A 15,362-nucleotide genomic window follows, 5' to 3' on the forward strand; every position below is an offset into this window, starting at 1 on the left:
GCACCGTGCCGGGCCCTGAACATCGGCACGCTTACGCCGAGCGACCCGCCACTCGCTGCCCGGCCACGGTCGGCACGTCGGCCGGCGTCGACGCCGGGGCCGGGGCCGTCGACTCCCGTACGACCAGCCTCGGCCGGATGAGCAGTGACCGTCCCGCCGCAGGTGCCGAGTCGATCCGGGCCCTCAGCTGCTGGAACGTCTCCGCCGCCATCTCCGGCAGCGGCTGGCGGACCGTGGTGAGCGGCGGTTCGAAGAGGTCGGCGAGAAGGATGTCGTCGAAGCCGACCACGGAGATGTCCTGTCCGGCGTTGCGCCCGGCGTCCTTGGCGCCCCGGCAGATCCCGATCGCGCACATGTCGTTGATGGCGACGAACGCGGTGGGCGGACGCGGGCCGCCGAGGAGCTCCCTGGCAGCGTTGCGCCCGAGTTCGGCCGCGTCCTTGTCACCGTACTCGGTGGTGTCGGCGCCCGGCCAGACGATCGCGTCGGCCGGGTCGAGACCCGCCGACTCCAGGGCGGCCCGGAAGCCGCGCAGCCGTTCGCGGCGGTTGACGCTGTTGACCGAACCGGAGACGAAGGCCAGCCGGCGGTGGCCCAGTTCGATCAGATGGCGGGTGGCGAGTTCGGCGCCCATCGCGTTGTCGACACTGATGGAGGCCAGCGACGGCGGGTCGCCCGCCTGGGCGGTGCGGTCGAAGGCGACCATCTTCAGCCCGCGGCTCAGCAGCGGTGTCACGTGGTCGAGCGAGGGCAGCGAGGAGCACAGCACCACTCCGCTCACCCCGTCCGCGAGCAGTTCCTCGCCGTACTTGAGCTCGCGGGCCGCGTCGCGCTCGCTGTTGCAGAGCAGTACGTGGTACCCCTCGGCGAGCGCGATGGCCTCCAGCTCACGGGCGAGCGCCCCCCAGAAGGGGTTGGCGACCGACGGAACGATGAGGCCGATGACCTTGATGCGGCCGGTGCGCAGCATCCGGGCGGCGCGGTTGGGCCGGTAGCTGAGCTGCTCGATCACCTGCTCCACGCGGGCCAGCGTGGCCGCCTGCATACGGTCCGTACGCCCGTTGAGGACGTTGGAGACCGTGCTCGCGGAGACCCCCGCGGCCTCCGCGACCTGATGGATCGTTACCCCGCTCATGCCACCTCCGGTTCGGAACCCGTCTGACCCTACCAGTGTATCGATTTACTGAACTTCGTTTACCGGTACACCCGTTAACATCCCTGAAAATTCATGTGCATCAGCTGTTGACGTCGCTCTCACGGCGTTCCTAGCATCAGTGCATCGATTTACCAGCACTTCTCAGCCATGGCCGGGATGCCATCGCTGGATCGATCCACAGTCTCCACCTCAAAAGGGGTGTCCCATGGAACTCAAAAGACGGTCGCTGCTTGCTGCCATCGGCGCCGGCACCGCTGCCGCCGCCCTCAGTGCGTGCGGCACCGGCACTTCGGCGGGCGGCTCCGCCGACGGCCCCGCCGAAGGCGAGATCACGCTGCTCACCCCGATCTACGACGGCGCCGACGGCAAGACGCTGTTGGAGAAGGAGATACTCGGCGGGTTCCGGAAGAAGTATCCGGACGTCAAGGTGAACGTGGACTACACCACGTACGAACAGCTCAACGAGAAGATCACCACGGGGCTCGCGGGCGGCCTGCTGCCCGACGTGCTGATGATGGGCGTGGGCTGGATCCCGCCGTTCGCCGCGAAGAAGGCGATCGCCGAGCTGCCGGAGAAGTTCGCCACCGCGCACGACTACGAGAAGCGGGTGCTGGAGCCGTCCCGGTACGACGGCAAGCTGTACGCGCTGCCGGTCGTCCTCGACACCCGCATCGTCGTCTACCGCAAAGACCACTTCGCCGAGGCCGGCATCAAGAAGACCCCGGCGAACTGGGCCGAACTGCGCGCCGTGGCCAAGCAGCTGACCAAGGACGGCCGGATCGGTTTCGACCCGTTCTCCATCCATCTGCGCCAGTGCTGGGAGACCTTCCTCTTCGCCAACGGCGGCCAGCTGTTCAGCGCGGACGGCAAGAAGGTGCTGTTCACCGACGCCCGCGGGGTCGAGGCGCTGCAGTTCTTCAAGGACCTGATCAAGGACGGCTCCGCCGTCTACGCCAAGAAGACGGACCTCGGGGCCCCGACCAACGTACAGACCGGCAAGGCGTCGATGATGATGACGTCCAGTGCGCTGTGGAGGCAGGTCGGGGAACAGAATCCGGAACTCCTCAAGGACGACAAGCTCGGGGCGTTCGTCCTCGCCAACCGCAAGCCCGCGATGCTCCAGGGCGGCACGCTCGTCACCCAGTCCGCCAGTTCCAAGCACCCGGCAGCGGCCCGTGCCCTCGTCGAGTACCTCGCGACGCCCGAGTCGATCCTCGGTGCGGCCAAGCAGCGAGGTTCGGTTCCCGGGCTGAAGGATCTCAGCGACTCCAGCTATGTGAAGGAGAACAAGTTCGTCGATCTCTCCCTGCAGAGCATGGGTGACGCGTGTTCGGAGGGCGGCACCGCTGCCTGGATGGAGATCCGCGAAAAGATCAAGCCCACGCTGGAGCCCGCCATCGTGGGCGGCCAGTCAGCGAAGGACGCCATCGCGGAACTCGGCCGGCTAGCCGAGGCCGCCATCGGCCGGATGTAAGGACCCGTCACTGTGGGAGCGACATCCGTATTGAAGGCGAGGCCCGCGCGGCCGCCTTCCCCGACCGAGCACACGGTCGCGAAGAAACGCACCGGCCGGGCACCCACCGGCCCGGGGCGCCGCAGGCAACGCGCCGGCATGCTGATGGTGGCGCCCGCGCTGCTGCACGCCTCGCTCTGGATCGGCCTGCCGGTCGTCGCGTCGGTGGTTCTGGCCTTCACGAAGTACGACGTGCTGACGGCGCCGCAGTTCGTGGGCCTGGACAACTTCCGGGACATGCTGGACGACGCGGTGTTCCGCAAGTCCATCGTCAACACCGTCGTCTACACCTTCTTCACCGTTCCGTTCGGCATGTTGCTGGGGCTGCTCGTGGCCCTGGCGCTGCACACCGGGCTGAAGGCGCGGGGCATCTTCCGTACCGCGGTCTTCATTCCCCAGGTGACGGCGACCGTCGCGATCGCTCTGGTCTGGCTTTGGATCTACAACCCGGGCAACGGGCTGCTGAACACACTCCTGTCGTTCCTCGGGATCCAAGGCCCGGCTTGGCTGTCGTCGACATCTTGGGCGATGCCTTCGGTGATCCTGGTCGGTATCTGGCAGGGCATCGGCATGAAGATGCTCATCTACTTGGCCGCGCTGCAGTCCCTGCCGAAGGAGCTGTACGAGGCGGCTTCGGTGGACGGTGCGTCCAAGGTGCGGCAGTTCTTCTCGATCACCCTGCCGCTGCTGAAGCCCGCGACGTTCTTCGTGCTCATCACGTCGATGATCAGCGCGTTCCAGTCGTTCGACCAGATCTACATCCTGACCGACGGCGGCCCGGCCAACAGCACCACGATGATGACGTTCGAGATCTACAAGTCCGCCTTCCGGGAGTTCCGCATCGGCTACGCCTCCGCGCAGTCACTGGTGCTGTTCGTGCTGCTGATGGGCTTCACTCTGGTCAACCGGCGGATCATGGGAGGCACCCGTGGCCACAACTGAGCTGCACAGGCCCGGGGTTGCAGAGAAGGCCCGGCCACGGACGAAGGGCAAGCCGCTCTCCGTCGGCCGGATCGCGCTCTATCTGACGCTCACCGTCGTCTCACTGCTGATGGTGGTGCCGTTCGTCTGGATGGTGCTCACCTCGCTCAAGACCCCGGTGGAGATCGCCTCGCAGGACGCCGGACTGCTCCCGGAACACTGGGAGTTCGGAAACTATGTCGACGCGCTGAAGGCGGCGCCGTTCGCGACGTACGCGCGCAACAGCTTCATCATCGCGTTCAGCCACACCCTCATCAATGTGGTCGTGGCGTCGATGGCCGGGTACGCGCTGGCGCGGATCAAGTTCCGCGGCAGCGAGGTCATCTTCTACCTCTTCATCGCCGCACTGATGATCCCCACGTACACCAAGGTGCTGCCGGAGTTCCTGATCGTCCGCTTCATGCCGCTGGCCGGCGGGAACGACATCTTCGGCCAGGGCGGCAGCGGCTGGCTGGACTCCTGGTGGGCGCTGATCGTTCCCGGCGCCGTCACCCCCTTCGCGGTCTTCCTCTTCCGTCAGTTCTATCTGGACCTTCCGGTGGAGCTGGAGGAGGCGGCCAAGCTCGACGGTCTGGGCGAGTTCCGGATCTACGCCCGGATCATGACGCCGCAGGTCAAGCCCGCGCTCACCACCGTGGCACTGCTGACCTTCGAATCATCGTGGAACAACTTCCTCTGGCCACTGCTGGTGACCCGCACGGACAGCCTGCGGGTGATCCAGGTCGGACTCTCCGTCTTCAAGACGGAGAACGGCCCCCAGTGGCACTTCCTGATGGCCGGCACCACGCTGGCCACCCTGCCCATGGTCATTCTCTTCCTCATCGGCCAGCGCTACTTCGTGCAGGGCTTCGCGACCGCCGGTCTCAAGTAACCGATTCCGGCCCGAACCACCGTTCTTCGAAAGGTACTTACTCCATGTCTGCTGATCTCAACGGCTCCCGCGCACTGGTGACAGGGGCGGGCCACGGAATCGGCCGCGCCATCGCCGTCGCGCTCGCCGAGGCCGGTGCCGATGTCGCCGTCCACTACCACTCCTCCGCCGACGAGGCCGCGAAGACGGTCTCCGCGATCGAGGCGCTGGGCCGCCGGGCGAAGGCGTTCAAGGCCGATGTCACGGAGACCGGCGATGTGGACCGGCTCGTCGACGAGGCGACCGGCTTTCTGGGCGGGCTGGACATCCTGGTCTGCAACGCGGGTCATCTGATCGGCCGGGCCACCATCGCCGAGATGTCCGACGACCACTTCGACCAGGTCCTCTCCACCAATCTGACGTCCACGTTCCGCACCGTGCGCGCCGCCCTGCCGCATCTCAAGGAGTCCTCGGCCGGCCGCATCATCACGATGTCCTCGCTGGCCGCTCACAACGGCGGCGGCCCCGGCTCGGTCGCCTACGCGGCGGCGAAGGCCGGTGTGCGCGGCTTCACCAAGGGCCTGGCCAAGGAGCTCGGCGGGACGGGCATCACCGTCAACACCGTCGCGCCCGGCTTCATCAAGGGCACCGCATTCCACGACACGTTCACCGCGCCCGAGGCGCAGCAGGCGATGGAGGCCGGCATCCCGGTCGGCCGGGCCGGCACCCCGCAGGACGTCGCCGCGGCGGTCGTCCACCTGGCGTCGCCGTCGTCCGGCTTCCTCACCGCCACCACCGTGGACATCGACGGTGGCGTGTGGCCGCGTTGAGGCGGATCGCCCGGGAGCGCGGCGGCTGGTGGCACGCGTACGTCTGCCCGGCGCACGGTGTGGAGCTCGACCACGGTGAGCTGCTCGCCGGGGTGTTCCCCGAGGGCGGTGCGCGTTGTGCGTACGGCTGCCGGGTGGACGACGAGGCGGTGCGCGGCGCCTGGCTGGTGCTCTCGCACCAGGCATGGGCGCGGCACCTGCGGGTGCTCGCCCACCGCAAGGAGCGCGCGGAGTCGGTGGCACGGCTGGTGGAGTACGCGGGGCTGTACGCGGAGCTGGCCACGGAACGGCACGGCGAGGCCCAGACCTGGATGCTGCGCGGCCGGCTCTTCCACCAGGCGCTGACCGATGCCATCTGGGCGGTGAACGTCGGGCACACCGTGATCACGCTCGCCGAGCACTCCACGGAACACCTGGCGGCGCTGCTGCCGCTCCTCGACGACCTGGAGCGGGCGGCGCTCGACGCCCGGGACGTGCTGACCGGTCAGGGCCATCTCGCCTCCAACTACACCGCGTGGCTCAACGCCGCCGGCGCGGCGACGAGTCGGGCCGCCGCCGCGGTCCGTGGCCGGGAGTGGGACGGCGGCAAGCGGTGGCTGGAGGGCGAGCACGGCCTGTACGCGCATCTGCGGGTCGCGGTCGCCGATGACGGCTGGGAGTGGGAGGGCAGCACCTACTACCACGGGTTCGTGCTGCGGGCCGCACTGCTGGCGCTGCGGGGCACCGACCCGGCGTCCGTACCGTCCGACGTGGTGGATGTGCTGGCCGGGATGACGGATGTGCTGGCGACGATCGCCACGCCGGGCGGCATCCTGCCGGCGCTGCACGACGGCCCGTATCTACGCGGTCCACTCGCCCTCGAATGGCTCGAACTCGTGGCGTTGGCACAGCAGTTGGTTCCCGCACCGGCCCTGGAAGCGGTGGCCGGGCGGGCCCGTACCGAGCTCGGCGTGCACGACGACGCGCTCGACCGGGAGCTGGGCGGCTGGTTCGCCGGTCCGCCGCTGCCCGAGCGGCCGGCGCCCGGCCCGGTGACGGTGTTCCCGACCGCCGGGTACGCGGTGCTGCACCACGCGGGCGTCCACGCGCTGCTGGACTTCGGCCCGCACGGCGGATCGCACGGCCATCGCGACAAGTTGTCGCTGTATCTGTACGGGGACACCACCCCGTGGCAGCCCGACCCCGGTCAAGTGCCCTACGCACACGCCGAGTTCCGTGATCTGTACGCGTCGACCAAGGCCCATCCGGCGTTCCGGGTGAACAACGCCGAACAGGCCGAGTGCACCGGCCGGCTGCTCGGCTCGGACGGTTCGTCCGTCACCGCCGAGGTGACGACGGCGTACGAGGGGGTGCGTGCGGTGCGGCGGGTGGTGCTCGGTGACAGCTATCTGGTCGATCTGCTGACCGTGCGTGCCGAGGACGAACGGCGCCTCACCGCGCAGCTGCGCCCCGGTGTCGCGCTGGACATCCAGCTCCAGGCCTCGGGCGAGGTACGCACCACCTGGTACGGCGACGAGACCCTGCACGGCTGGCACACCCATACCCCCGGCGCGACCGTGCGTCCGGTCTCCCGGCCGGGTCCGGGTCCGGCCGACGATCCGCAGCGCGTGCGCACCCGGGTCGACTTCACCGCGCAGTCGGACCGGGTCGTCTTCGCCTCGGTGTATCAGGCGGCGTCGGCCGGGCCCGCCGTGACCGACGTACGGCTGGACGGTGACGGGGTGCTGACGGTCTCGCTGACCGATGGCGGCACCGCACGGTTCCGGACGGAGGACTGACCCTTGTTGCTCTCGGCGACCCCGCCGCCCGGCCCGCGCCCCGCACAGCAGGCGCGGCTGTACGAGGAGGCCGCCCGCCACCGCGGGCTGACCCCGCCGCGTACCCACCCCCTGGCCAGCATCACCTGGCTCGGCCCCGCCGCCTCCAACCCGGCGCTGGCCCACCGGGTGAGCGGCGATCCGGTCCATCTGGCGGAGAGCCGGCGCTGGATCGAGGCCGCGGTGCGGCTGCCGCACTGGGGCAAGGCCCATATGCCGGACCACGATCTGGACGCCGGCTGGCTGCTGCACCATCTGTCGCTGGCCTACCGGTGGGTCGGCGACGAACTCCCGGACGGGGTGCGGGCGCTGCTGCGGTACAAGCTGCTGCTCCAGGGGCGGCGGATGTACGAGTTCGCGGTGGCGAGCGAGGGCCGCTGGTGGTCGTCGTCGTACTGGCAGAACCACAACTGGATCTGTTACGCCGGTCTGGCGACCGCCGGGTATGTGCTGGGCAAGGAGGAGTGGACCGAGCGCGCCAAGGACAACCTCGGCACGGTCCTCGACCTGATGCCGGAGGACGGTTCGCACGCCGAGGGCGTCGTCTACTGGCGCTACGGCGTGCCCTTCCTCGCCATCCATCTGGATCTCCTCCAGGAGGCGGAGGGCATCGACTGGTGGGATCGGGGCGGCTTCCTCTCGCACACCTTCCGCTACCGGCTGCACCAGTTGGCTCCCGGCTTCGCGTTCAATGTCGACCACGGCGACTGCCACGACCGGCGCAGCGGACACAGCGCCGGCCTGTACTACCGTCTCGCGGCGCAGTACGGCATTCCTCAGGCGCAGTGGCTGGGCGATCTCGCCTCGGGCGAACTGCTGTGGCAGGAGGCGGCGGAGAGCGGGGTGCGGCCGGGGATCCTGCCGGAGGCGTATCTCGAATATCTCTGGTACGACCCGTCCGTGGCCGCCGCCCGGCCCACGCAGACGCGGGCGTTCTTCCCGGACCTCGGTCTGCTCGCGGCCCGCACCGGATGGGACGACGACGCCACGCTCGTCTCGTTCAAGGCGAGCCCCGGTGGTGGTCACAAGGCCTGGGAGACCTCCGCGGAGCACCGGGCGGAACGGGGCTGGGAGACCCTCAACCAGGGTCACCACCACCCCGATTCGGGATCGTTCGTGCTGGTCTCGCAGGGCGCGTTCCTCGCGGTCGACGAGGGCTACAGCAACCGTAAGCGGGCCGCGCACCACAATCTGCTGCTGGTGGACGGGCAGGGGTACGCGGACGAGGACCGGTACCACGTGTACAAGGACATCCCGTTCGAGCGGCAGGCCCGGCAGCGCGATGTGCTCGCCGGTCCCGACTGCGGCTGGGCGCACGCCACGGCGGAGATCGCCGCGATGTACGACCCCGCGCTCGGGGTGCGGCGGCTGGACCGGACGCTGGTGTTCACCCCGTCGGGACGGCTCGTACTGCTGGATCTCGCCGAGGCGGACACCGCGCGGGAGTGGACGTTCCTGCTCCAGACCGACCGGCCGACCGAACCGCGGCCGGACGGCGGCCGGCTGATCCGGTCCGGGGCGGCCTCCGCCGTGGTGCGGCGGTTCGCACCGCTCGACGCCGCGGTCGTCTCCGAGGCCACCGAGGTCGAGGCCAATCCGACGTCGAGCACGCCGGAGCTGCGCCTCACCCGCACGCTGCACACCCTGCGCGCGACGACCGCGCGCTCGACACGGGCGCTCTTCCTCACCTCGATCGTTCCGGGCCCGGCACCGGCCGCCGCCGAGCGGGTCGGGTGCGAGGAGGGCCAGGGCGTCACCTTCGGCGAGGAGACCGTGCTGCTCTCCCCCGTCGCCCGTCGTATCCGTACCGCCTCGGTGTCGGCCGACGCGGCGGCGGTGCTGCTCGGCACCGACGGCTCGGCCCCGTACGTGGTGGCGGCCACCCGGCTGGTGCTGGACGGCCGCGTGCTGCTCGACGTCCCGGAGCCGTACACAGGAAAGGTCGGCTGATCATGCAGGCAACCCTCTCGTCCGGCTGGCCGACGCTGCTGCGGCGGCTGGAATTCGTGGCCTACCCGGCGGCCGCCGGGGCCGCCTTCACCGTGCTGTCGCTCGGTGTCGTGACCTGGCTTCCCGCGCTCGCCGCGATGGGGCACGCCCTGCAGCGGTGGCGGGCGGAGGGTGACAGCCGCTGCTTCACCAACACGTTCACCGCCTTCCCGCAGTACTGGCGGTCCCTGTGGCGCCACTCCCTGGCATCCACCGCCGCGGGGATCGTCCTGGCCGCCAACATCGTCCATCTGCTGGGCCGTTCGGAGCCGTGGACGTTCGTGCTGCTCGCCGCGCAGGTGGGCATCGCGGCCGCGCTCGTCATCCATCATGTGGCGCTCGCGGCCGAGGCGGGCCGGTCCCCGCACGGAACGGTCCGCACCTGGTCGCGCGGTGCGCTGGCCCTCGGCTTCGGGTCGGCGGCCCGTGGCACCGCACTGCTGGGCGCGGTGATCTCCGCCGCGCTGCTCTCCCTCGTCGTACCGCTGGGCCCCCTGCTCCTCGGCCCCAGCATCCCCGTACTGCTCGCTCTGTCCTTCGCAGACCCCAGGAGGCACACCCCATGAGCCGTGTACTGCGCACCACTCTGGTCGCCGCGCTCGCCGCAGGCGCCCCGCTCGTCCTCCCCCCGCCGTCCGTGGCCGCCGAGGCCGCCACCGCGTACTACGTGTCGCCGTCCGGCAGCGACTCCAACGCCGGTACGTCGGCGAGCGCCCCGCTCGCCACGATCCAGAAGGCGGTCGACCTGGCGCCGACGGGCGCGGTGGTGAACCTCGCCGCCGGAACGTACAAGCAGGACGTCGTGACCAAGCGCGCCGGAGTCACCATCACCGGCCCGTCGAACGCCGTGGTGAAGGGGGCCGGCGACGCCCGGATCATCCAGGTGCAGCACGACTCGACGACGCTCAGCGGTTTCACCGTGGACGGGCTGCACGGGTCGTCCACCGATGTGTCGGGGTACCGCCTCAAGCTCATCTATGTCATGAGCACGACTCCCGGCAACGGGGTGGGCGGCCTGCGGATCACCGGGATGACGCTGAAGAACGCCGCCGACGAATGCCTGCGGGTGCGCTATCTGGTGACCGGCGCCGACATCTCCGACAACACGATCACCGACTGCGGGGTCAACGACTTCAAGTTCGGCGGCGGCGGCAAGAACGGCGAGGGCATCTACCTCGGCACGGCCCCCGAGCAGCAGGGGGCGAACGGCGCCCCGGACGCGGCCCCCGACATCAGCAGGAACAACCGCATCCATCACAACACCATCGCCACCCAGGGCAACGAGTGCGTCGACGTGAAGGAGAACTCGACCAACAACTACGTCGAGTACAACGACTGCAGCGGCCAGAAGGACTCCAGCTCCGGCGGCCTGGACGCACGCGGCAGCGGCAACATCTTCCGGTACAACACCATTCACGACAACGTCGGTTCGGGCATCCGGCTCGGCGGTGACACCGCGACCGACGGCATCGACACCAGTATTTACGGCAACACCATCACCGGTAACGCGGGCGGTGGCATCAAGTTCATGCGCACCCCGCAGAGTGCGGTGTGCACCAACACGATGAGCGGCAACACCGGCGGCGACGCGGTCGGCACCTACGGCAGCGAGTACGACCCGACGGGTGCGTGCCCCCAGTGAGCGGGCGCGGACCCGCGAGACGCGGGGTACTGACGGCTGCGGCCGGTCTGGCGGCGGTCGCGGCCACGGCGCCGCGGGCACACGCGGCCGGGCCGTCGGGCGGCGGCGCGGGGCCCTCGCGCTGGACGACGTCGTGGGCGACCGCGCAGACCGCGCCGACCGCCACGGACACGGTGGCGAGCGCCGGCCTGACCGACGGCACATGCGTCGCGAACGTGCGGCTGTCCGCGGGCGGAGCGGTCCGGCTGCGCTACGGGCACGCCTTCGGCACGCTCCCGGTCCTCGTCGGTCCGGTGACGGCGGGCGGCCTGCCGGTGACGTTCGGCGGGCGGCGGCAGGCGTGGATCGCCGCGGGCGCCTCGCTGACCAGCGACCCGGTCGCCGGTCTGCGTGCCGCCGAGGCGGCGAGGCTGACGGTGGAGACCCGGCTCCCCGGCCCCACCGGGCCGCTGTCCTTCCACCGCAACACCCACGCCTCGCACTCCGTCGACGGCGAGCACACCACCTCGGTGTTCCTGCTGACGGGCGTCGAGGTGACGGGCGCGCACGGGCCGGTGGTCGCGGTGCTGGGCGATTCCATAACGGAGGGCGTCGGCACCCCCGACGACGCCGATCTGCGCTGGCCCGACCAACTGGCCAGGCGGCTGCCCGGTTCGGCCGTCGCCAATCTCGGCATCAGCGGCAACCGGCTGCTGCTGGACGACGCCCGGTTCGGTCCGGGCGGGCAGGCGCGCTTCGACCGCGATGTGCTGTCGCTGCCCGGACTGCGCACCGTACTCGTCCACCTCGGCGTCAACGATCTCCAGCAGCCGCCGAGCCAGACCGATCCGGCGCTCGTCCTGGCCGGGTACCGGCAGCTGGTGCTGCGCGCCCGCAACGCCGGACTGCGGGCGGTCGGCGCGACCATCGCCCCGTTCGGCGGCTGGACCCGCTGGACGCCCGAACTCGAAGCGGTACGGCAGCGGATCAACGCGGCGGTGCGTACCGGCCGGGTCTTCGACGCCGTCGTCGACTTCGACGCCGCACTGCGCGACCCGGAACGTCCGTCCCTGATGCTGCCCGCGTACGACAGCGGCGACGGACTCCACCCCAACCCTTCCGGTCATGCCGCGCTGGCAGCGGCCGTCGACCGCCGACACCTCCTGTGAGGGCCGTATGACGAACCCAGGCACCACTCCGGGCGCCACCCGGCGCACCGTTCTCGCCGGGGCGGCGGCCCTCGGCGCGGCTGCCGCGCTGCCGCTGACGCTCACCGCCAGCGCGGGCACCGCGCACGCGGCGGACGCGGCCGCCGTCATCGACGACGCCGCCGCCCTGCGCACCCGTTGGCACACGCTGCTCACCGGCGGCCCCGGCCTCGACCCGACGGACCCGCAGATCGCCGCGGCCGTGGCCAGGATCGGCAAGGCCGCGACCACCTCGGTCAAGGGCCTCGACCCGGCCCGGACCGACGGGCTGTTCCCCGATCTGACCAGCACCACGCTCTCCAACCACGTGACGACGTCGTTCAAGCGGCTCGCCACGGTCGCGACCGCGTGGGCCGTCCCCGGCACCCCCCAGTACGGCGACACCGCGCTGCGCGATCTGCTGCTGGCCGGCCTCGACTGGATGCTGACGAACCGCTACGGTCCGGGCCACACCCGGTTCGACAACGACTGGGACTGGGAGATCGGCTCCGCGCTCGCCCTCAACGACGCGGCCGTGCTGCTGTACGACGCACTCGGGACGGAACGGCTGGGCCGGATCACCGGGGCCGTACGGCACTACACGCCCGACCCGAACCTCTGGCGGGCCGACCGGCAGATCGCGACCGGCGCCAACCGGGTGTGGATCTCCACCGTGGTCGCCGTCAACGCGGTACTCAGCGGCACGGGCGACGATCTGGCCCGGGTCCGTGACGCTCTTTCGGACGTCGAGGGATCGGGCGCCAACAGTGTCCTCGCCTTCAACGACGCGAGCGCCGCGGCGGAGGGCACCGGCGAGGGCTTCTACTCCGACGGTTCCTTCCTCCAGCACTACAAGCATCCGTACAACGGCGGGTACGGCAAGGAGCTGCTGAACAACCTCTCCCGGCTGCTGAACCTGCTCGCCGGTACGGCGTGGACGGTCACCGACCCCGACCTCGACAACATCCGCGGCTGGGTCGACGACGGCTTCGACCCGCTGCTGGTGCGCGGCGACGTGATGGCATCGGTGTGCGGGCGCGAGATCGCCCGCCCCAGCAAGCAGGGCCATGTGTCGGCGCAGACGGTCATCGAGGCGGTGGTGCGCCTGATCCCGAGCTTCCCCGGCGAGACGGCCGACCGGTTCACCGCCCTGGTCAAGCAGTGGATCGCCGAGGACACCTACCGGGACTTCCTGGCCGTCACCGACCTCGCCTCGCTGGTCGCCGCCCGGCAGGTCATCGCCTCCCCGGTGCCGGCCCGGGGGCCGCTGGTCGCGCACAAGCAGCACCCGCGCATGGACAAGGCTGCCCACCGCAGGCCGTCCTTCTCGCTCGGCATCTCCGCGTACTCGTCCCGGATCTACAACTACGAGTCGATCCAGAACGAGAACCTGCACGCCTGGCACCTCTCCGACGGCATGGTCCTGCTCTACACCGACGACCTCGGGCACTACAGCGAGGACTACTGGCCGACCGTCGACCCGGCCCGGCTGCCGGGCACCACGGTCATCGCGGGACGCCCGGCGGACGCGGCGGGTCAGCGGACCACCAGCACGGCCGACTGGGCGGGCGGCACCGCGCTGCCGGGCACGACGCTCGGCGCGTACGGCATGGAGCTGCGCGCGTACGGCAGTTCGCTGCACGGGCTGAAGAGCTGGTTCTGCCTGGACGACGTGATCGCCTGCGTCGGCTCGGGCATCGGCGCGGACGCGGGCACGGCCGAGACGGTGGTGGAGAACCGCAAGCTCCGCGACCCGCAGGCGGCCCTGCTCGTCAACGGCACGGCGGCGCCGACGGACGCCGGCTGGTCGGACCGCCTCGACGAGGTCCGGTGGCTGCATGTGGCCGGAACCGGCGGCTATGTCTTCCCCGAGCCCGTCACGCTGAACGGTCTGCGCGAGGAGCGCACCGCGACCTGGCGCGAGATCAACCTCAAGTACGGTACGGACACCTCGGTCACCCGCCCGTATCTGACTCTCTGGCAGGACCACGGCGCCGCGCCGAGCGGGGCGGGCTACTACTGGCTCCAGGCCCCGGCGGCCTCGGCCGAGCGGACGAAGCAGTGGTCGTCCGCGCCGCCGGTGAAGCCGATCGCCCGCTCCACCGCCGTGCACGCGGTACGCCGCTGCGCGGACGGGCTGGTCGCCGCGAACTTCTGGACCGCCGGCACCGCGCAGGAACTGACCGCGGACGGCCCGGCCTCGGTGCTGGTGCGGCCGGACGGGAAGACGGTGAAGGTATCGCTGTCCGACCCGACACAGCTGCGGTCCTCGGTCGTGCTGGACCTGGCACAGCGCGGACTGAGCGTCGTCTCGGCCGATCCGGGTGTCAGCGCGGCACCCACCGGAAACGGCATCCGGATCACCGCCGACACGGCCGGACGCCACGGTGCAACCCTCAACCTCACCCTGAAGAGGAGCTAGACCCTTGCTGTTCGACATGCCTCTGGACCGGCTGCGCGACTACCGGCCGGAGCCGGAGGAGCCGGCCGACTTCGACGCCTTCTGGGAGAAGACCCTCGCCGAGACGGCCCGCCACGACCTGGACGCCGTGTTCGTCCCGTACGACGCCGGATTCGCGACCGTCGACGTGTTCGACGTGACGTTCCGGGGCTGGGGCGGGCAGCCGGTGAAGGCCTGGCTGCTGCTACCGAAGGGGCGTTCGGGCCCGCTGCCCGCCGTGGTGCAGTACATCGGCTACAACGGCGGCCGGGGCATTCCGTACTCCTGGCTGACCTGGAGCGCGCTCGGGTACGCGCATCTGGTGATGGACAACCGGGGCCAGGGCGGTGGCGGCAAGAACACCGCGGACACCCCGGACATCGGTCCGGACGGGCACGGTTCCTCCTCCCCCGGCTTCCTGACCCGGGGCATCGAGGACCCGTACCGCCACTACTACCGGCGGCTGATCACCGACGCGGTGCGGGCGGTGGACGCGGCGAAGGCCCACGATGCGGTGGACGCCTCGCGGGTGGCGGTGCTCGGCGGCAGCCAGGGCGGCGGGCTCGCGCTGGCCGTCGCCGGGCTGCGGGACGACATCGTGGCGGCCGTCGCCGATGTGCCCTTCCTCTGCCACTACCGGCGTGCCTCGCAGATCACGGACGCCGGACCGTACGCGGAGATCGCCCGCTGGCTGTCCGGGCACCGCTTCCGGATCGACGAGGCGATGGAGACCCTGTCCTACTTCGACGGGGTCAACTTCGCGGCGCGGGCGACCGCCCCGGCGTGGTTCTCGGTCGGCCTGATGGACAAGATCTGCCCGTCGTCCACGGTGTTCGCCGCCTACCACCGCTATGCGGGTCCGGCACAGATCGAGGTGTTCACGTACAACGGGCACGAGGGCGGCGCCGAGTACGACCTGCCGCGCAAGCTCGGCGCGCTGCGCGGCGTGTTCGGCTACCGAGCCGACAGGGCCTAGCG

At 70.6% G+C, this 15,362-nt stretch carries 12 protein-coding genes; 11 read left to right on the plus strand and 1 reads right to left on the minus strand.

Annotated elements, in window-relative coordinates; genetic code table 11:
• Positions 1 to 31: 31 nt before the first annotated feature.
• Positions 32 to 1,135 carry a LacI family DNA-binding transcriptional regulator gene (locus tag ACFV8T_RS15370; protein ID WP_266424043.1) on the minus strand — a complete coding sequence of 368 codons (1,104 nt, stop codon included), beginning with the start codon at positions 1,133 to 1,135 and terminating at the stop codon, positions 32 to 34.
• Between the two features lie 226 nt (positions 1,136 to 1,361).
• Between ACFV8T_RS15370 and ACFV8T_RS15375 the strand changes: the two genes are divergently transcribed.
• From ACFV8T_RS15375 to ACFV8T_RS15425, 11 genes are read left to right on the plus strand one after another with little or no spacing between them, the layout of a single operon-like run.
• Positions 1,362 to 2,630: an ABC transporter substrate-binding protein gene (locus ACFV8T_RS15375; RefSeq protein ID WP_385327703.1), complete on the plus strand. Its 1,269-nt coding sequence runs from the start codon at positions 1,362 to 1,364 to the stop codon at positions 2,628 to 2,630.
• Positions 2,631 to 2,642: 12 nt separating this feature from the next.
• Positions 2,643 to 3,611 (plus strand): carbohydrate ABC transporter permease, encoded by a 969-nt coding sequence (locus ACFV8T_RS15380; protein WP_385327705.1) that lies wholly within the window; start codon positions 2,643 to 2,645, stop codon positions 3,609 to 3,611.
• Complete coding sequence (locus ACFV8T_RS15385) at positions 3,598 to 4,521, plus strand: carbohydrate ABC transporter permease (protein WP_385327707.1); 924 nt, start codon at positions 3,598 to 3,600, stop codon at positions 4,519 to 4,521. The genes ACFV8T_RS15380 and ACFV8T_RS15385 overlap by 14 nt, the downstream gene beginning before the upstream one ends.
• Positions 4,522 to 4,565: 44 nt before the next feature.
• Positions 4,566 to 5,330 (plus strand): SDR family NAD(P)-dependent oxidoreductase, encoded by a 765-nt coding sequence (locus ACFV8T_RS15390; protein ID WP_385327709.1) that lies wholly within the window; start codon positions 4,566 to 4,568, stop codon positions 5,328 to 5,330.
• Positions 5,318 to 7,108 (plus strand): heparinase II/III family protein, encoded by a 1,791-nt coding sequence (locus tag ACFV8T_RS15395; protein ID WP_385327711.1) that lies wholly within the window; start codon positions 5,318 to 5,320, stop codon positions 7,106 to 7,108. The genes ACFV8T_RS15390 and ACFV8T_RS15395 overlap by 13 nt, the downstream gene beginning before the upstream one ends.
• 3 nt (positions 7,109 to 7,111) lie before the next feature.
• Positions 7,112 to 9,097 carry a hypothetical protein gene (locus tag ACFV8T_RS15400; protein ID WP_385327712.1) on the plus strand — a complete coding sequence of 662 codons (1,986 nt, stop codon included), beginning with the start codon at positions 7,112 to 7,114 and terminating at the stop codon, positions 9,095 to 9,097.
• A gap of 2 nt (positions 9,098 to 9,099) precedes the next feature.
• Positions 9,100 to 9,702, plus strand: a complete 603-nt coding sequence (locus ACFV8T_RS15405) for a DUF624 domain-containing protein (protein ID WP_266424025.1) — start codon at positions 9,100 to 9,102, stop codon at positions 9,700 to 9,702.
• The gene (locus ACFV8T_RS15410) at positions 9,699 to 10,778 is read left to right on the plus strand and encodes a DUF1565 domain-containing protein (protein WP_385327713.1); all 1,080 of its coding nucleotides are present in this window, start codon (positions 9,699 to 9,701) and stop codon (positions 10,776 to 10,778) included. Before ACFV8T_RS15405 ends, ACFV8T_RS15410 begins: the two co-directional genes overlap by 4 nt.
• Positions 10,775 to 11,926: an SGNH/GDSL hydrolase family protein gene (locus ACFV8T_RS15415; protein ID WP_385327715.1), complete on the plus strand. Its 1,152-nt coding sequence runs from the start codon at positions 10,775 to 10,777 to the stop codon at positions 11,924 to 11,926. Before ACFV8T_RS15410 ends, ACFV8T_RS15415 begins: the two co-directional genes overlap by 4 nt.
• Before the next feature lie 7 nt (positions 11,927 to 11,933).
• A complete protein-coding gene (locus tag ACFV8T_RS15420) occupies positions 11,934 to 14,366 on the plus strand; it encodes a polysaccharide lyase 8 family protein (RefSeq protein WP_385327716.1) in 2,433 nt (810 codons plus the stop codon).
• A gap of 4 nt (positions 14,367 to 14,370) precedes the next feature.
• Positions 14,371 to 15,360: an acetylxylan esterase gene (locus ACFV8T_RS15425; protein WP_385327718.1), complete on the plus strand. Its 990-nt coding sequence runs from the start codon at positions 14,371 to 14,373 to the stop codon at positions 15,358 to 15,360.
• Positions 15,361 to 15,362: the final 2 nt, after the last annotated feature.

The sequence above is a fragment of the Streptomyces sp. NPDC059832 genome, from assembly GCF_042731715.1.
GTDB lineage: Bacteria > Actinomycetota > Actinomycetes > Streptomycetales > Streptomycetaceae > Streptomyces.

Coding starts and splice junctions, on each gene's coding strand:
- ACFV8T_RS15370 (WP_266424043.1), bottom strand. CDS start 1,135: ATGAGCGGGGTAACGATCCATCAGGTCGCGGAGGCCGCGGGGGTCTCC.
- ACFV8T_RS15375 (WP_385327703.1), top strand. CDS start 1,362: ATGGAACTCAAAAGACGGTCGCTGCTTGCTGCCATCGGCGCCGGCACC.
- ACFV8T_RS15390 (WP_385327709.1), top strand. CDS start 4,566: ATGTCTGCTGATCTCAACGGCTCCCGCGCACTGGTGACAGGGGCGGGC.
- ACFV8T_RS15405 (WP_266424025.1), top strand. CDS start 9,100: ATGCAGGCAACCCTCTCGTCCGGCTGGCCGACGCTGCTGCGGCGGCTG.
- ACFV8T_RS15410 (WP_385327713.1), top strand. CDS start 9,699: ATGAGCCGTGTACTGCGCACCACTCTGGTCGCCGCGCTCGCCGCAGGC.
- ACFV8T_RS15420 (WP_385327716.1), top strand. CDS start 11,934: ATGACGAACCCAGGCACCACTCCGGGCGCCACCCGGCGCACCGTTCTC.